Raw genomic sequence first — 21299 nt, forward strand, 5'->3', positions numbered from 1 at the left:
ACCCGATACGACAAGACCGCGACCTCCTTCGAAGCCGCGGTCACCCTCGCATCAACGCTCCTCTGGCTTCGCCTACTTTGAAGACACGCCCTAGGGCGCCTGCGGGGCTCTGGCCGTCGGAGGGGCCTGCGGGTCGGGTGGCGTGGCTCCGGGGAGGTCCGGGAAGGGGGTTTTGGAGGCGGCGGGCTGCGATCGTACGGGCGTCGCGTCGGCGCGTACGAGGCCGCGGACGGCCGGGATCAGGAGCAGGACGGCCGCGCAGCCGAGGGTGACCGCGCCGCCCGTCAGCAGGACGTGGTGGGTGCCGAAGGCGCCGGCGGCCGGGCCCGCGAGGGCCTGGCCGACGGGTTGCATGGCGAGGGAGCCGGCGACGTCGTAGGCGTGGATGCGGTTGAGGACGTCGCGCGGGACCTGGGTCTGGACGCTGGTCGCCCACATCACGCCCCAGAAGGACATGCCCGCGCCGGCGACCACGCAGCCCGCCATCATCCCGGGGACGCTCAGGCCCGCGCCGACCACCGCCGGGAACAGGGCGAAGGAGAACAGGGCGAGGGAACCGGCGCGCAGCATGCGGCGCGGGCGCAGGCGCAGGGCGATCAGGCCGCCGATGACGGTGCCCGCGCCGAGCGCGGAGTTGACCAGGCCGTAGGCGCGCGGGCCGTGTTCCTGCGTGACCTGGGTGGCGACGAGCGGGACGGCCGGGCCGAAGGCGCCGATCATGAGCACGCACCAGACGGCTATGACACCCCAGAGCCAGGTTCGGGAGCGGAACTCCCGCCACCCCTCGACCAGTTCGGTGCGGAAGGTCGTCGCCGTGGAGGTGGGGTTGTCGTCCGGAGGCGCCGGAGGGAGCCTGAGGAGCAGCAGGCACAGGGCGCTCAGGGCGTACGTGCCCGCGTGCGCGGCGAAGACCAGGCCCGGGGAGACGAACGCGACGAGCATCCCCGCCACGGCGGGGCCCGCCAGCTGGGAGCCCGACTCGGCCACGCGTATCGCGCCGTTCGCCGCCTGGACGTCGTCGGCGAGGCGGGGCACGGTGCTGGCGACGCCGGGCTGGAACAGCGCGGCCGCCGTGCCGTTGACCGCGCCGATGACGCAGATCTCCCAGAGCACGACATGGCCCGTGAAGAACATGACGGCGGCCAGGGACTGCGTGACCAGGCGGGTGGCGTCGGCGCCGATCATGAGGAGGCGGGTGTCGAAGCGGTCCGCGATCACCCCGCCGAAGATGACGAGGCCGGCGAAGCAGGTGACGGACGCCGCCATCGCGAGGCCGACCGCGCCCGCTCCGTACCCGTACTGGAGCAGTCCGGCGGCGAGCGCCACGGGGAGCATGGTGTCGCCCAGTTTGGCGACGGCCCGTGCGGTGAAGAAGAGCCCGAAGTCCCGTGACCAGATGCCGCGTCCGCCGCTGCGGCCCCGCGCTGTCGTAGCCCTCATCCCCGCCCCGGCCCCTCCCACGCGTGATCCCCCGACGGGCGGATGATGTCACGCGCTCCCCCGCCCGCCCCAGCCGATTTCAGTCCGCGGTGATCACGCCCAGTTCCGGGTGGGAGTCGAGGAGTCGGGGCGGTGCGGCCTGGCGCCAGGAGTCGGCGAGGATGTCGCGCAGTTCGTCCGTGTCGTCGAGCGCGGCCAGCCGGACGCGCACCCACGCGGAGAACGCCTCGTGATCGGCGACCCAGAACTTGTCCGGCTCGGCCCGCACCAGCTCGTCGCGCTCCACCTTGGGGCAGCGCACGGCGATCGAGGTCTCCTCCTCGGGCATCGTGGCGAACATCTTGCCCGCCACCCGGAACGTGGGCATGCTCCAGGCGGTCTTCTCCGTCGTGTCCGGCAGGGACAGGGCGATGGTGCGTACGTCTTCGGCGTCCGGCATGGAAGGAACCGTAGCCAAGCCCACTGACAACGGCCCGCCGAGACGTCTCAGGGCACGCGTTTGTCGAGCCAGACGGTCAGGTCCTCCTGGACCTCGTCGCGGTTGGTCTCGTTGAGGATCTCGTGGCGGGCGCCCTCGTAGCCCTTCCAGGTCAGGTCCTCCACGCCCACGTAGCGGAGGTCCTCGAGCAGTTCGTGGACGAGGGTCATGCGCTGGTTGCAGGGGTCCTCGGTGCCGACGGCGAGGTGGATCGGCAGGTCGGCGGGGATGCGGGCGAGGTTCGCGGGGTCGTTGATGCGGCGCACGGCGCGGACCCAGTCCAGGGACAGGCCCGCCGAGAACGGGAAGCCGCAGCGCTCGTCGGCGACGTACTTGTCGACCTCGGCCTCGTCCCGCGAGAGCCACTCGAAGCCGGTGCGGTGCTCGTAGGGGTCGTTGAAGGAGGTGAAGAGGTCGGGGACGTACGAGGACGGGGCCGCTCGGCCGTCGCGGGCGATCCGGCTCTCCAGGTCCGCGATCGAGCTCTCGTTGTCGGCTCCGGGCAGGGAGCGGAAGGTGCCGGAGAGGATCAGGCCCACCAGGTCGTCCGCGTACCGCTGGGCGTAGTCGCGGGCGAGGAGCGAGCCGAGACTGTGGCCGAGGAGGACGAAGGGGACGTCCGGGTACAGGGCCCTCGCCTGGTCGCCGATGGCCTTCAGGTCCTCGATGATCGACACCCAGGCGTCGACGGTGGCGGGGTCGCCGTCGTCGGTGACGCCGTAGCCGCCGGTGGTCGCGGCGGTGGCGCCGTGGCCGCGATGGTCGGAGGCGATGACGCCGTAGCCGTGGGCGGTGAGGTGACGGGCGAACCGGTCGTAGCGCAGACCGTGCTCGGCGGCTCCGTGGGCGATCTGCACGAAGGCGCGCGGCCTGCCGCCGGCGGGCAGCCAGGTGTACGTGGCCACGGCCGCGCCGTCGCCGGTGCTGAGCGCGCTGGTGGTGTACGTGGGTTCGGCGTCGGACATGGGGGCTCCTTCTCGGACGGTCCGGCGGACTCTGAACGCGGCCGGTGCTGTGCCGACCTGCATCTCCCCTACCCCGGCGGCCTCCATTCCTGCCGTGCCCGGACGGCGGCCCGGTCAGGCCGCGGATCCGGTCCGCTGCTGGAGGCGCTTGTAGTAGAGCGTCGTGGGCCGCAGCACTCCGGCGGGATCGGACGCGTAGTCGGGGATCGTGCCGACGCGCTGCCAGTCGGCGGCGCGGTAGAAGCCCTCGGCGGGGCTGTCGGTCTCGGTGTCGAGGACGAGCAGGGTGATGCCGCGGGCGGTGGCGGCCCGCTCGGCGGTGGCGAGCAGGACACGGCCGAGACCCCGGCCGCGGGCGGCGCTGTGCACCATCAGTTTGCGCACCTCGGCACGGTGCCGGCCGTTCGGCATTCCGGTGAAGCCGAGGGTGATCGTGCCGAGGCAGCGGCCGTCGGTGTCGTGCGCGGCCCAGACGGCGATGTCGCCGCGGGTGACGGCGGGGGTGAGGTCGCGCCACCAGGCGATCGCCTCGTCCCGGGTGAGTCCGTCGAGGAATCCGAGGGAGCCCCCGCCCGCGACGACGTCCAGCAGGAGATCGCCCAGGGGCGTCGTCCAGGAGGGGAAGTCGGCGGGCGTCAGCAGGACCGGGGTCGTCATGGGAGCACCACCACCAGTGCGTAGCGGACGGGGTCGGGGCCGGGGCAGTGGAAGTGCGTGGGGCCCCACAGCCGGAAGCGGAGGCAGTCTCCGGGGGCGAGGCGGTGGGTGACGCTCTGCACCGTGAGGTCGAGGAGGCCGTCCAGGACCCAGATGTGCTGTTCGAGGCCGGGGACGGGCGGCCGGTCGTAGGCGATGTCGCCGTACGGCTCCAGGGTGCCTTCGACGATCTCGGCGCGCAGTCCGGCGAGCGGCGGGGAGACCGAGCGGCGCAGGAAGCCGCTGGCGTCGTCGCGCCAGACGGGCTGGTCGGCGGCGCGCACCACTTGGGCCGGGGCGGACTCGACCTCGCTCAGGAGCTGCGACATGGTCCGCCCGTACACGGCGCACAGCCGGTTGAGCAGGGCCGCGGTCGGGCTGATCTCGGCCCGCTCGGCGCGGGACAGGGTGGACCGGCTGACTCCGCTGCGCTCCGCCAGCTCGCCGAGGGACCAGCCGTGCTCAGCCCGCAGCTCGGACAGGCGGGCGCCGAGCCGGGTGTCGACGGGGTCCGCCTCCCCATCGGTGCCGCTCCGCGGCGACTCACTCTCGCGTCTCATATTCGGCACGGTATCCCACATATGAAACGAGCAGGTTACGCGGGTCGCATGCGGCGGTCACGTGGAGTCGGCGGAATTGTCAGAGCCCGCCATTACGGTGGACGCCGTTCACGGTCCACTACGGGGTGAGGGTGTTCATGGGGCAGGGATCGGCACTGGTGGCGTTATGGGCGGCGGGGACTCCTGTGCGGCGGGCGGTGGAGTTCGTCCCGGACAAGTTCGATCCCGCGGGACTCGATCCGTTCATCGCGGGGCTCGACGTGGTCGGGCAGTTCCTTCCCCTGGAGCAGGAGGTGGTCAGAGACCCCGGCTCGGACCGGGTGTACCTCCTCGACATGTACGACCCGCGCCATGCCGAGGTCCATCCGCTGGCCCCCTCGATGGAGTCGCTGCACCGCCTGGTGGGCGCGGTCGCGGACTTCGACGGTCGGTGCGGGCGGTTCGCCGATCTGGCCGGGCGGGCGGGGCCCGGGACCGTGCGGGAGGCGCGCGAGCGGCTGGTCTCGGTCCTGGGCGAGGAGGCCTGGGGTGCGCAGGACTGGGGCGTCGGGAGTGGGCCGGAGCACTGGCCGCTCGGGCTGCCGAACCTGTGGCGGATCGTGGCGGTCGTCAAGCCGCTGGCGCTGATCGCGGCGCCGGGGCGCGGGCTGCTGCTCGATCTGCCCGCGCGGGCGCTGGTGGACGTGTTCGGGCCGGACGGGGTGCGGCGATTCACGCCGGACGAGCTGCCGCCCGCGCTCGTGCACGAGCCGACGCGGCGGTTCCTCGTCGAGGTCGGGCTGCCGAGGGAGGCGCCGTCGTTCTGCGCCGCCGGGTCGCCGGACGCCCCGCTGCGCACCCTCGCCGAGGATCACGCGGAGTCCGCCCGTGATCCGGAACTGCGGCACCTGTACGAAGGCGCCGACGGCCGTCCGCCCGTGGCCGACGCCGATCAGTGGCTGCACCTGGGCAGTACCCCGCAGGACGTGGACGTGGTGCTCGACGGTCGCTCGGGCGCGGTCCACCACGCGCCGTGCACCTACGACCGGCTGACTCCGATGAACGCCGACATCTCCTCGCTGGCCTTCGCTCTGTGGATGCACGGGGTGGAGAGGGAGGTCGTGGAGCGCTACGACCTCAAGGGCAGCACCGACGACTTCTACGTCCATCTCGCCGAGATCATGCTGACGACCCTGGCCGCGTGCGACCCGGAGGCCTGCCGGGAATCGGAGGACCTGGACGAGTACGTGTACTGGCCGGAGGTGTTCCACGACGCGGCGGGCGGGGTGCTCTGACAGCACCGGCCCGACGCCGGGTGGGTCGCGCTCTCAGGCCGCCGCGGCCTCCCCCAGCGCGTCGAGCACCGGCCGGATCAGCGGATGGGTCTCGGCGCCGTGCCGGACCGCGGCGAAGACCTTGCGGGTCGGCACCACGCCGTCGATGGGCCGGACGACGACCTCGGCGAGGTCCATGCCGCGCAGCGCCGAGCGTGGCACGAGCGCGACGCCGCCGCCAGCGGAGGCGAGCGAGACGACCGCGCGGAAGTCGTCGGAAAGGTGCTCGAACTGCGGGGAGAACCCGGCGTGCTCGCAGGCGAGGACCACCACGTCGTGGCAGGGGTTGCCGGGGTACGGGCCGATCCAGGTGTCCTTGGCCAGGTCCGCGACCGGCACCCACTCCGCGTCGGCGAGCCGGTGCGCGACGGGCAGCACCGCGTCGAAGGGCTCGGCGTACAGCGGCACCCGGGTGATCCGGTCGTCGTCGGCGCCGGGCGCGCCCCGGTACTCGACGGCGACGGCGACATCGATCCGGCGGTCGAGCAGCATCGGCAGGCTGGCGTCGCCCTCGGCGTCCTGGACGCGGACGCGGATGCCGGGGGCGGTCCTGCCCAGACGGGCCAGGGCGGGGCCCACGACGAGCCCGATGCCGGTCGCGAAGGAGGCGACGGTGACCGTCCCCGCCTCGCCGGTGCTGTAGGCGGCAAGCTCCGCCTCGGCCGTCTCCAGCTGCGCCAGAACGGCGTTGGTGTGCTTCAGCAGGATCTCGCCGGCCGGGGTGAGCCGTACGCCGCGCGCCCCGCGCTCGACGAGCTTGTGGCCGGTCTCCTGCTCCAGGGCGGTGAGCTGCTGGGAGACCGCGGAGGGCGTCAGATAGAGCGCGGCGGCAGCCGCCGTCACGGTGCGGTGGTCGGCCACCGCACGGAGGATGTGCAGCCGCCGCGCTTCGATCATGCCCCTATTCTCCCAAACCGATCAGCCTCGGCCGACCGGCCGCTCAGCCGAGCTGCGCGCGGGCGTCGACGAACGCGTCGACGGCCCGGTTCACGTCCTCGGTGGAGTGCGCGGCCGACAGCTGGACCCGGATCCGGGCCTTGTCCTGCGGGACCACCGGGTACGAGAAGCCGATCACGTACACGCCGCGCTCGAGCAGCAGCTCGGCCATGCGGCCCGCGACAGCGGCGTCGCCGATCATCACCGGGGCGATGGCGTGGTCGCCGGGGAGGATGTCGAAGCCCTCCTCCGTCATCCGCGTACGGAACAGCTTGGTGTTGGCGGCCAGCCGCTCGCGCAGGTCGCCCGCGGACTCCAGGAGGTCGAGGACCTTCAGGGAGGCGGCGGCGATGACCGGCGCGAGGCTGTTGGAGAACAGGTAGGGGCGCGAGCGCTGGCGCAGCAGCGCGACGATCTCGGCGCGGGCGGCGACGTAGCCGCCGGAGGCGCCGCCGAGCGCCTTGCCGAGGGTGCCGGTGATGATGTCGACGCGGTCCATGACGCCGTGCAGCTCGGGAGTGCCGCGGCCGCCGGGGCCGACGAAGCCGACGGCGTGCGAGTCGTCGACCATGACCATGGCGTCGTACGCCTCGGCGAGGTCGCAGATGTCGCCGAGCGGGGCGACGTAGCCGTCCATGGAGAAGACACCGTCGGTGACGATGAGCTTGCGGCGGGCACCGGCCTCGCCGGCCGCCTTGAGCTGGGCCTCCAGGTCGGCCATGTCGCGGTTGGCGTAGCGGAAGCGCTTGGCCTTGGACAGCCGGATGCCGTCGATGATCGAGGCGTGGTTGAGGGCGTCGGAGATCACCGCGTCCTCGGGGCCGAGCAGGGTCTCGAAGACGCCGCCGTTGGCGTCGAAGCAGGAGGAGTAGAGGATCGTGTCCTCCTGGCCGAGGAAGGAGGACAGGCGCGCCTCCAGTTCCTTGTGGACCTCCTGGGTGCCGCAGATGAAGCGGACGGAGGCCATGCCGTAGCCCCAGCGGTCGAGGGCCGCGTGTCCCGCGGCGATGACCTCGGGGTGATCGGCGAGGCCCAGGTAGTTGTTGGCGCAGAAGTTCAGCACCTCGCCGGGGCGGCCCCCCGAGGTCACGCCGACGGTGGCCGACTGCGGGGTGCCGATGACGCGCTCGGGCTTGTGCAGGCCCGCGGCGACGATCTCGTCGAGGGTGACCCGGAGGTCTTCGCGTACGTTGTCGAACATGCGTAAGTCCTTAGGTGCGGGGGGAGTTCAGGCGGTCCAGTCGAGGATGACCTTGCCGCCGCGGCCGCTCGCCGCGTCGTCGAAGGCGGCGTGGAAGTCGGTGTACGCGTACCGGCCGGTGATCACCGGGGCGAGGTCGAGGCCGCCTTCCAGGAGGACCGACATCGCGTACCAGGTCTCGAACATCTCACGTCCGTAGATGCCCTTGATGGTGATCATCGAGGTGACGATGCGGGCCCAGTCGACGGCGAACTCCTGCGACGGCAGGCCGAGCATGGCGATCTTGCCGCCGTGGGTCATGTTGGCGAGCATGTCGCGCATGGCCGTCGGGTTGCCGGACATCTCCAGGCCGATGTCGAAGCCCTCGCGCAGGCCGAGCTCGCGCTGGCCGTCGGCGATGGTGGACGTGGCGACGTTCAGGGCGAGGCTGACGCCGACCTTGCGGGCCAGCTCCAGGCGCTCCTCGCTGACGTCCGTGATCACGACGTTGCGGGCGCCGGCGTGCTGGGCGACCGCGGCGGCCATCAGGCCGATCGGCCCGGCGCCGGTGATCAGCACGTCCTCGCCGACCAGCGGGAAGGACAGCGCGGTGTGCACGGCGTTGCCGAACGGGTCGAAGATCGCGGCGACGTCGAGGTCGACGGGGGTCCGGTGCACCCACACGTTCGAGGCGGGCAGCGCGACGTACTCGGCGAACGCGCCGTCGCGGCCCACGCCCAGGCCGACCGTCGCCCGGCACAGGTGGCGGCGGCCGGCCAGGCAGTTGCGGCACTTGCCGCACACGAGGTGGCCCTCGCCGCTGACCCGGTCGCCGACGGTGATGTCCGCGACGTCACGACCGGTCCCGACGACCTCGCCGACGAACTCGTGGCCGACGACGAGCGGGGCGCTGATGGTCGACTGCGCCCAGCCGTCCCAGGCGCGGATGTGCAGATCGGTGCCGCAGATACCGGTGCGCAGCACCTTGATCAGCACGTCGCCGGGGCCGACGGACGGTTCGGGCACGTCCGTCAGCCACAGTCCCGGTTCGGCTTTCTCCTTGACCAGCGCCTTCAACGGCTCGGCTCCTGTCGTCGCGCACGCGGGCAGCACGCGGCCACCCGCGTAGCAAGCAGAGGGGGGTGGCGGCCGTCCTCCGCCGCCGCCCCCGACTCTTCCTCACCAGGGCTGTCCGGGTCCATCGAGGTTTTCTTAAGCGCCGCCGCAGCTTTCCTACAGGCCCCGGGGGCCCTCGGCGCGGGCGGTCAACTCGGGTGCGCGCGGGAGAATTTCCCGGTCGGGTCGCCGCGTCCGCGCACGATGTGCATCAGTTCGCCGGCCATCGCCTTGATGGTCGCGAGCCCCGAGCGGCCCCACAGGCGCGGCTCGGTGTCCACCACGCAGACGGTGCCGAGCGCGAGCCCCGTACGGTCGTCGAGCAGCGGAGCGCCCAGGTACGAGCGGGTGCCGGTCTCGTCGACCACCGGATTGCCCGCGAACCGCGGGTAGTCGCGGACGTCGTCGAGGACGAGCGCCTTGCGCCGCGCCACGACGTGCGGGCAGTAGCCGTGGTCGCGCGCCACGGACCGGCTCGCCGCACTCGGCCGGACGCCGTCCGGGGTGTGCAGACCGGCGAAGAACTGGCGGTCCCCGTCGATGAAGTTGACCCCCGCGAAGGGCGCCCCGGCCACCTCGGCGAGCCGGTCCGCGAACAGGTCGAAGGCGGCTTCCGGCCGTCGCCCCAGATCGAGCCGGAGCAGCCGCCGGGCCCGCTCCGGTCCCTCCTTGTCGACCGGGGTCAGCAGCAGACGTCCGGTCGCGTCGTACGTCACGTGTGGGCTCCGTAGCCGGTGGCCGCGGGAGCCGCGTGGGCCAGCAGATGCCGGACGAGGGTGAGCAGGGTCTGGATGCCGGAGCTGGAGATGCGCGCGTCGCAGCGCACCACGGGCACCCGGGGGTCCAGGTCGATGGCGGCGCGCACCTCCTCGGGTTCGTAGCGGTAGGAGCCGTCGAACTCGTTGACCGCCACGATGAAGCCCATGCCGCGCTCCTCGAAGAAGTCGACGGCGGCGAAGCAGTCCTCCAGGCGGCGGGTGTCGGCGAGGATCACCGCCCCCAGCGCGCCCTCGGAGAGCTCGTCCCACATGAACCAGAAACGCTCCTGGCCGGGCGTACCGAAGAGGTAGAGCACGTGTTCGGGGTCCAGGGTGATCCGGCCGAAGTCCATCGCGACCGTCGTCTCGACCTTGTTCTCGATGCCGTCGAGATGGTCGGTGTCGGCGCTGACCGTCGTGAGCAGCTCTTCCGTGCTGAGCGGAGCGATCTCGCTGACCGCTCCGACAAAGGTCGTCTTGCCGACCCCGAACCCGCCCGCGACCAGGATCTTCAGTGCGGTGGGGAACAGGTCAGAGCTGTCGTCGTAGTCCATCGAGCACTGCCTCCAGTAGGGACCGGTCAGTGGGGTTTTCGTGGAACGTGGGGGGCTTGGCGGTGACCGCCCCGCAGTCGACGAGGTCGGACAGGAGCACCTTGGTGACGACTGCGGGGAGCTTCAGGTGCCCGGCGATCTCCGCGACCGATGTGGGCCGGGCACACAGTTCGAGCGCCTGGCCGTGCTCGGGCCCCAGGTAGCCGAGGGGGGTCGTCCCGGTGGCCATGACGAGGGTGAGCAGATCGAGCGAGGTGCTCGGCCGGGTGCGCCCGTTGCTGACGGTGTAGGGACGTACGAGGCGGCCTGCCGCACCGTCGAGCCACGGCCCGTCCTGCGGGGCCGTCACCCTCAATTCCTCATCGCCGTGGGTTCGGCCGAGGTCTGCCGGGGCGCGGTCACCAGGTAGGGCCGCACGCTCTTGACGAGCATGGCCATCTCGTAGCCGAGCACGGCGGCGTCGGCCTCCCGCCCGGCGAGCACCGCGAGACAGGTGCCGGATCCCGCGGTCGACACGAACAGCAGCGCGGAGTCCAGCTCCACGACGACCTGTCGTACGTCGCCGCCGTCGCCGAACCTGACGCCGGCGCTGCGGCCCAGCGAGTAGAGGCCGGAGGCGAGCGCCGCCATGTGGTCGGCGCTGTCGGTGTCCAGGCCGTGTACGGACTTGACCAGGCCGTCGGAGGAGAGGAGCACGGCGCTGTTGGTGTGGGGTACGCGCTGGACGAGGCCGCTCATCAGCCAGTCGAGATCGGACACATGACCCGTCGGCACATCGCTCGCCATGGGGGATCGACTCCTTGGTGGACTGCTCGGTGTGGTGCTGGTGATCGGGGACACGGGAGAGGCGGGACAGGGAGAGTCAGGAGAGGGACCGGTCGGGCGTGGGGGCCCGGCGGGTGTCTCCTGGCGCTGTACGCGCGCGTGGCGGGGCGTCATGTGCCGTTCCCGCCCTCGTTCCGTGGGTCGCGGTGCGGGACCTCGCGCGGATCGGCGGCCTCGGCGAGGGTGATGCCGCGCTGGAACGCCGCCATGAGGCCGGGGTCGTGCCCGGCGGGCGACTCGTCGTCCTGGCGTGGTGCGGGTCCGCCGCGCAGCTGTGGCGCGAGGTGTTCCTGTGCTCTGCGCCGGGGCAGTTGAGGCCGGCCCATGGTGCCGCGCACCGGTCCGGCCAGGGGTGCGGGCGGGTCCTCCGTGCTCTGGACCACGGTCTCGCGGTCCTCGGGGCGGATGCCGGGCACGGCCTCGGCCGGGGTGGAGCGGGTGCTGCCGGCGATGCGCTGGGGCAGCGGCCTGGGCAGGCCGGACGGGGCGGGGGGTGTCTCCGGCTGCGGCCGGGGCGGTACCGCGGCGGGCGGCCGCGGGTCGGCGGGCGGGACCTGCCGTACGGGCGGCGGGGACGCGACAGCCGCGGCGGCGGCCTGCGGGCCCAGCACGCTGTCGGCGGTCGCGGCGGCGGTGGCCTTGCGCACCCGGGGCGCGCGCTCGCCGTCCTCGGAGCCGAGCAGCTCCTGGGGTACGACGAGGACGGCCTGGACTCCCCCGTAGATGTTGGTCTGCAGCCGCACGGTGATGCCGTGCCGCCGAGCGAGCTGGGACACGACGAACAGGCCGATCCGGCCGTCCTGGAGCAGGCTGGCGACGTTGACCTGGTCGGGGTCGGTGAGCAGGGCGTTCATCTTGTTCTGCTCGGTGACCGGCATGCCCAGTCCGCGGTCCTCGACCTCGATGGCGAGTCCGGAGGTCACCAGGTTGGCGCGGAGCAGGACCTGGGTGTGCGGGGCGGAGAACACCGTGGCGTTCTCGACGAGTTCGGCGAGCAGGTGGATGCAGTCGGCGACGGCGTGTCCGCGCACCGTGCCGTCGATCGGCGGGACCAGTTTGACCCGGGAGTACTGCTCGACCTCGGCGATGGCGGAGCGCATCACCTCGGTCATGGACACCGGGTGGCTCCACTGGCGCCGCGAGACGGCGCCGCCGAGGACGGCGAGGTTCTCCGCGTGCCTGCGGATGCGGGTCGCGAGGTGGTCCACATGGAACAGGCCCTTGAGCAGGTCCGGGTCCTCGACGTCGTTCTCCAGGTCGTCGAGGATCGAGATCTCGCGGTGGACGAGGGACTGCAGGCGTCGCGCCAGGTTGACGAAGACCTCGACCTTCTGCCGGCTGCCCGCCTGGCTGGAGAGCTGGGAGGCCTGGACGACGGCGGTGACCGCGATGTCCTGGGCGCGGGCCATGTCGGCGGAGAGTCTGTCGAAGTCGTCGGCGCCCGGCGGCGGGGTCTTGGGGGCGCGGCGCGGTGGCGGCTCCTCGCCCTTGCGCAACTGGTCGACCAGGCCGCGCAGTTCGGCCTGGCCGCGGGCGCTGGCGCGGCGCAGTCCGACGACCCGGTCGTGGACGGCGGTGGCCGTGCGGTCGGCGGCCACCGCGGCGATCAGGATGGCCGCCGTCGTGACCACGCAGGCTCCGGTGAGTACCGCCCACAGCTCGGTGCTGGGGCGTACGCCGGTGGACCGTACGAGAAAGATGACGGCGGCGCAGGCGCCGAGCGCCACCGCGAGTGGGGGCAGCACGGCGATGCGCAGCAGTTGCGGCCGTATGTGGGTCTCCGCCGGTCGCGGCGCGGCGGCCCGCCCGGCCGGCTTGCCGTGCCGGCCGCCTTCACGCCGGTCCGCGCGTGGGACCGGCTGGCGAAGCTGAGACATGCGGCGTCCTCGGACTCTCAGGTGTGGGGGGGCTCTCGGGTCTGGGCTGATGAGGGCACGTCGCGACGACCGCGCGTCGCTCGGCGGCCACTCACGGTAGTCGTCCACGTCGTAAGTGCGGTGGGCAGTTGCCAAACTCGGACGGTCGAGGTCCCGCTCTGGTATGAGTCCTCGCACTGCAGAGCGATATCGCGTGGGGTTGCGGTGCGGCGGACCGGATTGTCAGTGCCCGCGCGTACGGTCGGCTCTCATGGCCACCTCCTTCGACCTCACGCTCGACTGCGCGGACGCGACCGTGCTCGCCGACTTCTGGAAGACGGCGCTCGGTTACGTGGACGAGCCCCCGCCCGCGCCGTTCGCGACGCGCGAGGAGTGGCTCGCCTCCTTCGGGCCGCCCGAGGACGAGGAGGAGGACGACGGCGCGTGGCTGTGCGATCCGGACGGGGTCGGGCCGCGGCTGTCGATCCTGAAGGTGCGCGAGCCGAAGACGGCCAAGAACCGGCTGCACATCGACGTACGGGTACCGGGCCACGGCTCACCGGAGGAGCGCTGGTCCCGCATCGTCGCGGAGGCGGAGCGGCTGGTGCGGGCCGGCGGCTCGATCGTGGCGTCGTTCGACGGCCATCACGTCCTGATGGCGGATCCGGAGGGGAACGAGTTCTGCGTGGGGGCGCGTTCGCGTCCCGCGGGGTGAGGATCCGTCGGCCGTGCGGGCCGCGGGGCTAGCCTGGGATGTCGATAGGAGAGGAAGAACTTGTTCACCAAGACCCTGTTGATCCCCACCCCCGACGGCACGGCCGACGCCTTCGCCGCCTTCCCGGACCACGGTTCGCGGCACCCGGGGGTGCTGCTGTACATGGACGCCTTCGGTCTCCGTGCCGAGCTGGAGCGCAAGGCCCGCGAGTTGGCGTCCCACGGCTACTACGTACTCGTGCCGAACGTCTTCTACCGGGACAGCCCGACCCCGGTGGTCGACCTCCCCGAGCACATCGACGACGCCTCGCGGCCGGTGCTGTTCGAGACGCTGTGGCCGATGATCGAGGCGCACACCGCGGAGCGCGCTCTGCGGGACGCCGACGCCTTTCTCGCGTTCCTCACCGCGCAGCCCGAGGTGGCCGACGGTCCGGTCGCCGCGGTCGGGTACTGCATGGGCGCCGCCCTGGCCCTGCGCACCGCCGCGGCTTGTCCCGACCGGGTGGCGGCCGTCGCCGGGTTCCATCCCGCGGCCCTGGTCACGGACGCACCGGACAGCCCGCACCGCCGGTTCTCCGCGATCACCGGGGAGATCCATCTCGGCCTGGCCGAGGGCGACATGACCCCCGCGTCCCTGGCCGCGCTCGACCAGGCCCTGACCACGGCGGGCCGCGCCGCGTCGACGGAGATCTACCCGGGCACCGTCCACGGCTTCACGATGTCGGACACGTCGGCATTCGACGCGGAGGGGCTGGAGCGGCACTGGGACCGCTTGCTGCCGCTGCTCGAGAGGGCGTTGGGCAAGGACTGAGAGGCCCCGGGGACGGGCCGGCGCACCCGCGCCGGGACCCTGGCGTGCCCTCCGTCGCGGCCCCTAGGGCCTGTCTTCAAACTCCCCTCTGCCCCGCGACGCCTGGCACGCTCCCCCACACTCGAACCGGCTTCGCACGGCTCGTGCGGGAGGTACCCCCTTCGCCGCACCGGGCACAAGGCCGAGTACGTCCAGTACGAGGCCTTGCACCCGGCACGGCGAGAGCACGCACCAGACGCCGCGGGGCCGCCCTTCGGGCGACGAGGGGAGTGTGAAGACAGGCCCTAGCCCGCCACCGCCACCTCTGGCTCCCCCGCGTCCGCCACCGGCCAGCCGCCCGCCGGCACCGCGGCGGCCACGCGCCACCACTGGGTCGTGGGCAGCGACTCGGCCGACGGCTCGAAGGGCTCGCCCGGGCGCGGGAGGGCGAGTCGGGCGGCGGCACGGCGGGCCGCGTCGACGGAGTGCTCGCCCGGCTCGGTCCACGGGTGCGGGGCCAGATTGAACGTGCCCCAGTGGATCGGCAGCATCGGCCCGGACACCGGGCCGCCCTGGAGGTCGAGGTGGGCGCGCATGCCCTCCTCGGGCGTCATGTGGATGTCCGGCCAGTACTCGGAGTACGCCCCGATCTGGATCATGGTGACGTCGAACGGGCCGTGCTCCGCGCCGATCTCCTTGAAGCCCTGGAAATAGCCGGTGTCACCGCTGTGGAAGACGCGGTGGTCGGGCCCGGTGACCACCCACGACGCCCACAGCGTGTGCTGGGCGTTGCGCAGGCCGCGGCCGCAGAAGTGGCGGGCGGGGGTCGCGGTGAGCGTCACCCCGGCGACCGTGGTCTCCTCGTTCCAGTCCAGCTCGCGCAGCCGGTCGGCGGGCACGCCCCAGTGCTCCAGGTGGGCGCCCACTCCGAGCGGCACCGCGAAGACGGTGTCGGTGTCGGCCAGCGCCTTGATCGTGGGCATGTCCAGGTGGTCGTAGTGGTCGTGCGAGATCACCACCACGTCGACCGGGCCGAGCGCGGCGAGCGGCAGCGGCGCGGGGTGCAGCCGCTTGGGGCCGGCGAAGGGGAACGGGGAGCAGCGGTCGCCCCAGACCGGGTCGAAGAGCACCCGCGCCCCGTCGATCTCGGCCAGCACGCTGGAGTGGCCCATCCATGTGATGCGCAGGCCGCTCGCCGACGGCTTCGACAGGTCGGCGAGGGTCGTGGCGTGCACGGGCACGGTCCCGGCGGGGGCGCGCAGGGCGCGCTCCTCCTTGCGGAAGTAGACCTTCGCGAACTCGATCATGGAGCCGTCGGGGCGGGTGCGGGCGCCCTCCGGGTTCTGGAAGGAGCCGTCCGCGAAGTTCGGCGACCTGCGGATGCGCTCCAGGCGCGCGCCGGTGGGCTCGGCGCCGAAAGCGGCGGGTTGCAGCGATCGCAGCCCGGAACTCAGAGAACGTGACACGGCGCCTCCCGTTGATCGATCAGGGTTCCCATTATGTGCGGCCCCACGGACAACGCACGGCGCCCCCGGTTTCGTCCCCGCCCAGCGCGGGTGATTCCGCGCTGATTCCCCGTTCAGTGTCCCGTCCCGTGCCCCGCGCACGTTGACAGGGCTCCCGCCCCCTCCCGATACTGACCGACCATTCAGCAACACATCTGGAGGACTACGTGCCGGCACTCCCCGCCAGCCCGCTGATCGAGCTGACCTGGACCGACCACGTCAGCGGCCGCAAGGGTTACCTGGTGGTCGACCGGCTGGTCCGTGGGGTGTCCAGCGGCGGCCTGCGGATGCGCCCGGGCTGCACCCTCGCCGAGGTCGCCGGACTCGCGCGCGGCATGACGATGAAGGAGGCCCTGCACTACGACCCGCAGGCCCGCTACGTCCCGCTCGGCGGCGCCAAGGGCGGCATCGACTGCGATCCGCGGGACCCGGAGGCGTACGGCGTCCTGGTGCGGTACCTGAAGGCGATGCGCCCGTTCATCGAGTCCGTCTGGACGACCGGCGAGGATCTGGGGCTCACCCAGGACCTGGTCGACGCGGCGGCGGAGGAGGCGGGGCTCGTCTCTTCGATCCAGGCGGTGTACCCGCTGCTCGACGACGAGGCCGCCGCGCGGGCGCGGCTCGCCGCCGCCTTCGCGGTCGACGTGGACGGCATCGGCCTCGACGAGCTGGTGGGCGGCTGCGGTGTCGCCGAGTCGGTGCTCGCCGCGCTCGACCGCGCGCGCGTCCCGCACGCGGGCACCCGTGTCGCGTTGCAGGGGCTGGGCACGATGGGCGGCGCGACGGCCCGGTTCCTCGCCCGCGCGGGCCTGAAGGTCGTCGCCGTCGCCGACCTCACGGGGACGGTCGCGAACCCCGAGGGCCTCGACGTGGAGGCGCTGCTCGCGGGCCGCGACGCGTACGGCGGCGTGGACCGCTCGCGCCTGCGCCCCGGGGACCGTGAGCTGCCGGGGGACGCGTGGCTGGCGGCCGACGCGGACGTACTGGTCCCGGCCGCCGTCTCGTACGCGATCGACACGGAGAACCAGCGACGGATCACCGCCCGCTGGATCGTCGAGGCGGCCAACATGCCGGTCCTGCCGGAGGCGGAGGACCTGCTCGCGGAACGCGGCATCACGGTCCTGCCCGACGTGGTGGTCAACTCCGGGACGAACGCCTGGTGGTGGTGGACCCTCTTCGGCGACATCGGCGCCGACGCGGACGAGGCGTTCGGCCGTACGCGGCGTTCCATGCGCGACCTCATCGACCGGATGCTGGCCCGCGCCGCGGCCGACGGGACGACGCCGCGGGCCGCGGCGCACGCGATCGTCACCGAGCGGCTGCCCGTGCTGGCCGAGCGGTTCGGCTGGTACCGGTGACGTAGGCGGGCGGCGTCGAGAGCCGGTCGGTGCCGCAAGCGGTCAGTCGGCGACCAGCGGGGTGTCGACCAGGTGCTCCGCCAGGAACCACGCCTGGAGCTCGCCGGTGCGCACGACCTGGGAGACCAGCAGATCGTTGGTGCCGTCGTCGCCCAGGGCGGCGGCCTTCGCGGCGCTCTCCCTGCTCTCCACGAGAATCGTCCGGTGGGCGTCGAGCAGCCGGGACAGCATCGCCGGGACGGGCTCCACTCCGTCCGGAGGGCGCGGCACCGAGGTCAGCTCCGCGACGTGCCGGGGGTCGCCGACGGCCACGCCGCCCAGCGTCTGGACGCGTTCGGCGAGGGCGTCGACGATCTCCAGCTGCGCCTGCGCGTGCTTGTCCAGAAGGAGGTGGAGCTGGAAGAAGGTCGGGCCGCGCATGATCCAGTGGTGCTTCTTGTAGAGGCCGTACAGGATCTGGGTGTCCGCCAGGATCTTGTTCAGGCGCTCGCACCCGTAGGCACGCGCCTCGTCGGTCAGGCCCAGCGGGAAGCCCTTGAGCGTGCCGAACCGCTGGATCACCGGCTCCTGCCGGGCGGCCGCGTCGGCGCCCGTCGGGGTGGTGGTGGATGTGATCGTCATGGTGCGCCTCCGGGGCCGTGCCGCTGTACTGGAACAGTGACGCTAGGCGCGGGCGCGGCCCCCGTGTTGTCTGTCGGCGCACGCGCGCGTGCCCCTCAGTGTCCGATCGGCCGGAGTACCGCGGCCTCGTCCACGGCGCCGCTGACGGCCGCCGTCTTCAGGGCCCGCCACTCGCGCGGGGAGTGCCCGTACACCCCGCGGAACGACCGGCTGAAGTGCGCGGAGCTGACGAACCCCCACCGGTGCGCCACCGCCGCCACGCTGGGCCCGGCGGCGCCGCCGCGCAGCAGTTCGCGGGCGCAGCGGGCCAGTCGGCGCCGCTGGATGAGCCGGCTGACGGTGAGGTTCTCCTTCTCGAAGAGACGGTGCAGATAGCGCACGGAGATGTGGTGGGCGGCTGCGACCGTCTCCGGGGAGAGCGCGGGGTCGGCCAGGTGGCGGTCGATGTGGTCCCGGATGCGCCGCACCAGGTCGTCGCGCGCGCCGTCCCCCGGCCGCGCCCGCTCGGCGGCCAGCGTGCCGAACAGGTCCAGGGCGCCCGCGGCGAGCCGGTCGGCGATCGCGGGCGGGCAGGACGGCGCGGACTCCACCAGGGTCGTGAGGAACGGCACGAGGATCGCGCCGACGCCCGTCTCGGTGCCGACGGCGGTGCCGGTGACCCGGCGCAGCTCGTCGTCGGGCAGGTCGAGGGCGTGCCGCGGCAGCAGGACGGTCCGGCACGCGAACGGTTCGGGGAAGTCCAGGGTGTACGGGCGCGCCGTGTCGTGGACCAGGAGCCCGCCCGCCTCGACGGTGGCGGTGCGGCCGTCCTGCCGGAGTTCGGCCCGGCCGGAGGTCTGGATGTGCGCCGCGACGAACGGCCGCGGTGAGCGCGCGATGTCCGCCCGGCTGCGGATCAGTCGCTGGGGGCCGGCCTCCATCGTGGCCAGCCGCAGCGGTCCGAGCCGTCCCGGGACGATCCGTCCCGGGACGGCGCCGTCCCCGGCTGCCTCGCTCCCCTCCGCCGCGTACGGAGTCACCCGCATCGGCACCAGGGCGCGGCCGACGGTGTCGCGCCAGTGAGCGAGCCGCTCCCCGGCTGACGTCGCCTCAGTGGTCGGAAACAGGTTCAACCAGGCTCTCCTCTACACCCGTGGTCACTCCGTCCCACCAGTCAAGCGGTGCCCCGCGCCGGACTCCAGGCACAAAGGAGGCAGAAACGGGAGGCACGAACACCGGGTGCAGAAGAAGGGGCGCCCTGCCTAGTGCTCCCACTTTGCGAGCCGCTCACGCGCGCGGGCGACGATCTCCGGATTGGCGTCCGGGCCGAGTTCGGCGCAGTGCGCGAGTGCCTGCCGGGCCCGCTCCGGCCGGCCCGCGGCCAGCAGGGCGTCGACGAGCAGCAGCAGACTGCGTCCCTCGAGGCCGATGTTCCCCGACGACCGGCACAGGGCGATGGCCGCCTCCAGGTGGTCGACGGCATCGTCCCAGCGGCCCAGCCGCCCCGAGCACTGGCCGATACCGGAGAGCGCGCCGAGCCGGGTGATGGTGGCGCTGTGCGGCTCCACCTGGTCGCCCGCCTCGTCCAGGAACACGATCACGTCCTGGTAGACCGTCAGCGCCTCCTCGTCGCGCTTCTCGACCTCCAGGGTCATCGCCCGGCCGTGCAGGACCTGGAGCAGTCCGAGGACGTCGTCGGCCTCGCGGAACATCTCCGCCGCCCGGTCCGCCGCCTCGAACGCCTCCTCGGGCCGGCGCAGCAGACGGTACGCCCAGGACGCGTAGTGGTGCGCCCACGCCTGCTGCACGGGATCGCCCGCCCGCCGCGCGGCCGCGAGTGCCGCGGCGGACAGCGGGAGGCTGTCGAGCGGCCTGCCCTCGCACAACATGACCGCCCACGCGTGGTAGTTGAGCTGGGTCGCCTCGACGAGCGGGTCGCCGAGGGCCCGCGCGCTGCGCGCCGCGGTGCCGAAGACCTCCGACCAGTGTCCCCAGAAGAGCCACTGGTCGGAGAACCAGTGCAGCGCCTCCGCCACCTCGACCACGGTGGCGTGGTCGCCTTCGCGCGCGGCGGCCCGCAGCGCGGCGAGCCAGTTGGCGCCCTCGGCCTGGAGCCAGTGCCGGGCCCGCTCGGCGCTGGACAGGTCGACGGTGCCCCGCCAGGAGGCGGGCGGCGCCCCGTGGTCGGGCTCGTACCAGCGGCCCGCGACCACGGCGGTTTCCAGGAGCCAGCGGTGCAGCGCCTGCCGGGAGGCGTCGACGGCGGGCCCGAACTCCTCGGTGGCCAGGCGCGCCTGCGCGTACAGGCGCAGCAGGTCGTGCAGCCGGTAGCGGTCCGCGCGCGAGCCGAGCAGTCCGGCCTCGACCAGCTCCTCCAGGGTGTCCTCGGCGTCGAACAGCTCCTGCCCGGTGAGCCGCGCGGCGAGCGCGGCGCTCGCGTCCGGGCCCGGAACCAGTGCCAGGCGCCGGAACATCCGGGCGGCCGTCGCCGTGAGCTGCCGGTAGGACAGGTCGAAGGCGCCGCTCACCCGTACGTCTCCCGCGGTCAGCGCGTCGAGCCTGCGCTCCGCGTGCCCGAGCCGGTCGGCGAGCCGGCGCACGGTCCAGCCGGTGCGGGTGGCCAGCCAGTTGCCCGCGATGCGCAGGGCGAGGGCGAGATGGCCGCAGCGCCGGGCGACGTCGGCGAGGGCGTCCGGCTCCGCCGCCGCGCGCTCCTTGCCGATCAGCAGGGTGAGGAACTCGGCGGCCTCGTCGGGGCTCAGTTCGCCGAGCGGGACCCGGTGCACGGCGTCGAGTCCGGTCAGCATGCGCCGGCTCGTGACGATCACCATGGCCGGGCCCGAGCCCGGCAGCAGCGGCCGCACCTGTGCCTCGTCGCGTGCGTTGTCGAGCACCAGCAGGCAGCGCCGCTCGGCGAGGACGCGCCGGTAGAGCTCGGGGCGCCCGGCGAGGCCCGTCCTGGCGAGGTCCCGGTCCGGGGTGCCGAGGGCCTTGAGGACGGAGACCATCAGCTCGGCGGCGGGCGGCGGCTCCTCGTCCGTACCGGACAGGTCGATCATCAGCTGGCCGTGCGGGAAGTGCCCGGCGAGCTGCCGCGAGGCGTGCAGCGCGAGGGTCGTCTTGCCCGCGCCGGGAGCGCCGGACACGGCGACGACGACGGCCTGTCCGCCGGCCGTGCGGTCCGTCGCGGCCAGGTCGGCGAGTCGCCGCAGCTCCGGCTCGCGCCCCACGAAGTCGTCGACGCCGCGCGGGAACGCGCGTACACCGGCCGGGCTGTAGCCGGAGTCCCGGCCGGTCCTGGCCGCCGCGAGCAGCCGCTCCCGCTCGGTCTCGGCCAGGCCCAGGCCGTCCGCGAGCGCGGCGACGGTGCGCCGCTGCGGGGCCGCGCGGCGGCCGCGCTCCAGGTCGCCGATGCCGCGCACGCTCATGCCCGACGCCTCGGCGAGCCCTTCGATGGTGAGCGACCTGGCCACCCGCAGATTCCGCAACAACGCCCCGAACGACGTTCGATCCTCTGACACCACTACCCCCACAAGCACCTGATCAGTTCTTCATTCTAGGAGGTGGGGGGTGGTTGCGGGCATCAGGCGTGTTAACCGTCGCCATCGGGCCAATCCGGTCAGTCCCGTCCGGACGTGCACGGTCGGGACAGGCC

21 protein-coding genes are annotated in these 21299 nt (G+C 73.1%); 4 read left to right on the plus strand and 17 right to left on the minus strand.

The genetic code is table 11. The annotated features are described in order from the left end of the window. Positions 1-90: 90 nt before the first annotated feature. From ABZ930_RS28345 to ABZ930_RS28365, 5 genes are all read right to left on the minus strand, one after another. Positions 91-1440: an MFS transporter gene (locus ABZ930_RS28345; protein WP_361553558.1), complete on the minus strand. Its 1350-nt coding sequence runs from the start codon at positions 1438-1440 to the stop codon at positions 91-93. Positions 1441-1519: 79 nt separating this feature from the next. Then, positions 1520-1879, minus strand: coding sequence for an MmcQ/YjbR family DNA-binding protein (locus ABZ930_RS28350; protein ID WP_361553561.1), 360 nt, complete (start codon positions 1877-1879; stop codon positions 1520-1522). Positions 1880-1926: 47 nt separating this feature from the next. Beyond that, positions 1927-2883: an alpha/beta hydrolase gene (locus tag ABZ930_RS28355; protein WP_361553564.1), complete on the minus strand. Its 957-nt coding sequence runs from the start codon at positions 2881-2883 to the stop codon at positions 1927-1929. A 114-nt stretch (positions 2884-2997) separates the two neighbouring features. Beyond that, positions 2998-3540 carry a GNAT family N-acetyltransferase gene (locus ABZ930_RS28360; protein ID WP_361553567.1) on the minus strand — a complete coding sequence of 181 codons (543 nt, stop codon included), beginning with the start codon at positions 3538-3540 and terminating at the stop codon, positions 2998-3000. Beyond that, positions 3537-4139, minus strand: a complete 603-nt coding sequence (locus ABZ930_RS28365; protein ID WP_361553570.1) for a helix-turn-helix domain-containing protein — start codon at positions 4137-4139, stop codon at positions 3537-3539. Before ABZ930_RS28365 ends, ABZ930_RS28360 begins: the two co-directional genes overlap by 4 nt. A gap of 137 nt (positions 4140-4276) precedes the next feature. On the opposite strand from ABZ930_RS28365, the gene ABZ930_RS28370 reads away from it, so the two are divergent. Continuing rightward, the gene (locus tag ABZ930_RS28370) at positions 4277-5413 is read left to right on the plus strand and encodes an SUKH-4 family immunity protein (protein ID WP_361553573.1); all 1137 of its coding nucleotides are present in this window, start codon (positions 4277-4279) and stop codon (positions 5411-5413) included. A gap of 33 nt (positions 5414-5446) precedes the next feature. On the opposite strand, the gene ABZ930_RS28375 is transcribed toward ABZ930_RS28370, so the two are convergent. The 8 genes from ABZ930_RS28375 to ABZ930_RS28410 all read right to left on the minus strand — a co-directional run bounded on the left by ABZ930_RS28375 (position 5447) and on the right by ABZ930_RS28410 (position 12698). Continuing rightward, complete coding sequence (locus ABZ930_RS28375; RefSeq protein ID WP_361553576.1) at positions 5447-6349, minus strand: LysR family transcriptional regulator; 903 nt, start codon at positions 6347-6349, stop codon at positions 5447-5449. 43 nt (positions 6350-6392) lie between these two features. Beyond that, positions 6393-7589, minus strand: coding sequence for a glycine C-acetyltransferase (locus tag ABZ930_RS28380; protein WP_361553579.1), 1197 nt, complete (start codon positions 7587-7589; stop codon positions 6393-6395). Positions 7590-7616: 27 nt separating this feature from the next. Beyond that, the gene (tdh, locus tag ABZ930_RS28385) at positions 7617-8645 is read right to left on the minus strand and encodes an L-threonine 3-dehydrogenase (protein ID WP_361553582.1); all 1029 of its coding nucleotides are present in this window, start codon (positions 8643-8645) and stop codon (positions 7617-7619) included. 188 nt (positions 8646-8833) lie between these two features. Continuing rightward, the gene (locus ABZ930_RS28390) at positions 8834-9400 is read right to left on the minus strand and encodes a GAF domain-containing protein (protein WP_361553585.1); all 567 of its coding nucleotides are present in this window, start codon (positions 9398-9400) and stop codon (positions 8834-8836) included. Then, on the minus strand, positions 9397-9996 hold the full coding sequence (locus tag ABZ930_RS28395; RefSeq protein WP_111661226.1) for an ATP/GTP-binding protein: 600 nt from the start codon (positions 9994-9996) through the stop codon (positions 9397-9399). The genes ABZ930_RS28390 and ABZ930_RS28395 overlap by 4 nt, the downstream gene beginning before the upstream one ends. Continuing rightward, positions 9974-10345, minus strand: coding sequence for a DUF742 domain-containing protein (locus ABZ930_RS28400; protein WP_361553589.1), 372 nt, complete (start codon positions 10343-10345; stop codon positions 9974-9976). Before ABZ930_RS28400 ends, ABZ930_RS28395 begins: the two co-directional genes overlap by 23 nt. A 2-nt stretch (positions 10346-10347) precedes the next feature. Continuing rightward, on the minus strand, positions 10348-10782 hold the full coding sequence (locus ABZ930_RS28405; RefSeq protein ID WP_361553592.1) for a roadblock/LC7 domain-containing protein: 435 nt from the start codon (positions 10780-10782) through the stop codon (positions 10348-10350). A gap of 149 nt (positions 10783-10931) precedes the next feature. After that, positions 10932-12698 (minus strand): ATP-binding protein, encoded by a 1767-nt coding sequence (locus tag ABZ930_RS28410; protein ID WP_361553595.1) that lies wholly within the window; start codon positions 12696-12698, stop codon positions 10932-10934. 250 nt (positions 12699-12948) lie between these two features. On the opposite strand from ABZ930_RS28410, the gene ABZ930_RS28415 reads away from it, so the two are divergent. Together ABZ930_RS28415 and ABZ930_RS28420 are read left to right on the plus strand one after the other, a co-directional pair. Continuing rightward, positions 12949-13392 carry a VOC family protein gene (locus ABZ930_RS28415; RefSeq protein ID WP_361553598.1) on the plus strand — a complete coding sequence of 148 codons (444 nt, stop codon included), beginning with the start codon at positions 12949-12951 and terminating at the stop codon, positions 13390-13392. A gap of 60 nt (positions 13393-13452) precedes the next feature. Further along, positions 13453-14202, plus strand: coding sequence for a dienelactone hydrolase family protein (locus ABZ930_RS28420; RefSeq protein WP_361553601.1), 750 nt, complete (start codon positions 13453-13455; stop codon positions 14200-14202). A gap of 284 nt (positions 14203-14486) precedes the next feature. Here the strand turns inward: ABZ930_RS28420 and ABZ930_RS28425 are convergent, their stop codons facing one another. Further along, entirely contained in the window at positions 14487-15647 is a 1161-nt protein-coding gene (locus tag ABZ930_RS28425; protein ID WP_361553604.1) for an MBL fold metallo-hydrolase, read from the minus strand. 206 nt (positions 15648-15853) lie between these two features. Between ABZ930_RS28425 and ABZ930_RS28430 the strand changes: the two genes are divergently transcribed. Further along, positions 15854-17044, plus strand: a complete 1191-nt coding sequence (locus ABZ930_RS28430; protein WP_361553607.1) for a Glu/Leu/Phe/Val dehydrogenase dimerization domain-containing protein — start codon at positions 15854-15856, stop codon at positions 17042-17044. Between the two features lie 42 nt (positions 17045-17086). Here ABZ930_RS28430 and ABZ930_RS28435 read toward each other — a convergent pair whose 3' ends face one another. The 3 genes from ABZ930_RS28435 to ABZ930_RS28445 all read right to left on the minus strand — a co-directional run bounded on the left by ABZ930_RS28435 (position 17087) and on the right by ABZ930_RS28445 (position 21165). Next, a complete protein-coding gene (locus tag ABZ930_RS28435) occupies positions 17087-17665 on the minus strand; it encodes a DNA starvation/stationary phase protection protein (RefSeq protein WP_361553610.1) in 579 nt (192 codons plus the stop codon). Positions 17666-17760: 95 nt separating this feature from the next. Continuing rightward, on the minus strand, positions 17761-18777 hold the full coding sequence (locus tag ABZ930_RS28440) for a helix-turn-helix domain-containing protein (RefSeq protein ID WP_361553613.1): 1017 nt from the start codon (positions 18775-18777) through the stop codon (positions 17761-17763). Positions 18778-18906: 129 nt separating this feature from the next. After that, positions 18907-21165, minus strand: a complete 2259-nt coding sequence (locus ABZ930_RS28445; protein WP_361553615.1) for a tetratricopeptide repeat protein — start codon at positions 21163-21165, stop codon at positions 18907-18909. Positions 21166-21299: the final 134 nt, after the last annotated feature.

Origin of the sequence: Streptomyces sp. NPDC046716 (assembly GCF_040645755.1) — a bacterium.
GTDB lineage: Bacteria > Actinomycetota > Actinomycetes > Streptomycetales > Streptomycetaceae > Streptomyces.

What these genes read in the sequence shown, in the direction of transcription:
- ABZ930_RS28345 (WP_361553558.1), bottom strand. Translation starts at nt 1,440, where the DNA reads ATGAGGGCTACGACAGCGCGGGGCCGCAGCGGCGGACGCGGCATCTGG.
- ABZ930_RS28350 (WP_361553561.1), bottom strand. Translation starts at nt 1,879, where the DNA reads ATGCCGGACGCCGAAGACGTACGCACCATCGCCCTGTCCCTGCCGGAC.
- ABZ930_RS28355 (WP_361553564.1), bottom strand. Translation starts at nt 2,883, where the DNA reads ATGTCCGACGCCGAACCCACGTACACCACCAGCGCGCTCAGCACCGGC.
- ABZ930_RS28360 (WP_361553567.1), bottom strand. Translation starts at nt 3,540, where the DNA reads ATGACGACCCCGGTCCTGCTGACGCCCGCCGACTTCCCCTCCTGGACG.
- ABZ930_RS28365 (WP_361553570.1), bottom strand. Translation starts at nt 4,139, where the DNA reads ATGAGACGCGAGAGTGAGTCGCCGCGGAGCGGCACCGATGGGGAGGCG.
- ABZ930_RS28370 (WP_361553573.1), top strand. Translation starts at nt 4,277, where the DNA reads ATGGGGCAGGGATCGGCACTGGTGGCGTTATGGGCGGCGGGGACTCCT.
- ABZ930_RS28375 (WP_361553576.1), bottom strand. Translation starts at nt 6,349, where the DNA reads ATGATCGAAGCGCGGCGGCTGCACATCCTCCGTGCGGTGGCCGACCAC.
- ABZ930_RS28380 (WP_361553579.1), bottom strand. Translation starts at nt 7,589, where the DNA reads ATGTTCGACAACGTACGCGAAGACCTCCGGGTCACCCTCGACGAGATC.
- ABZ930_RS28395 (WP_111661226.1), bottom strand. Translation starts at nt 9,996, where the DNA reads ATGGACTACGACGACAGCTCTGACCTGTTCCCCACCGCACTGAAGATC.
- ABZ930_RS28405 (WP_361553592.1), bottom strand. Translation starts at nt 10,782, where the DNA reads ATGGCGAGCGATGTGCCGACGGGTCATGTGTCCGATCTCGACTGGCTG.
- ABZ930_RS28410 (WP_361553595.1), bottom strand. Translation starts at nt 12,698, where the DNA reads ATGTCTCAGCTTCGCCAGCCGGTCCCACGCGCGGACCGGCGTGAAGGC.
- ABZ930_RS28415 (WP_361553598.1), top strand. Translation starts at nt 12,949, where the DNA reads ATGGCCACCTCCTTCGACCTCACGCTCGACTGCGCGGACGCGACCGTG.
- ABZ930_RS28435 (WP_361553610.1), bottom strand. Translation starts at nt 17,665, where the DNA reads ATGACGATCACATCCACCACCACCCCGACGGGCGCCGACGCGGCCGCC.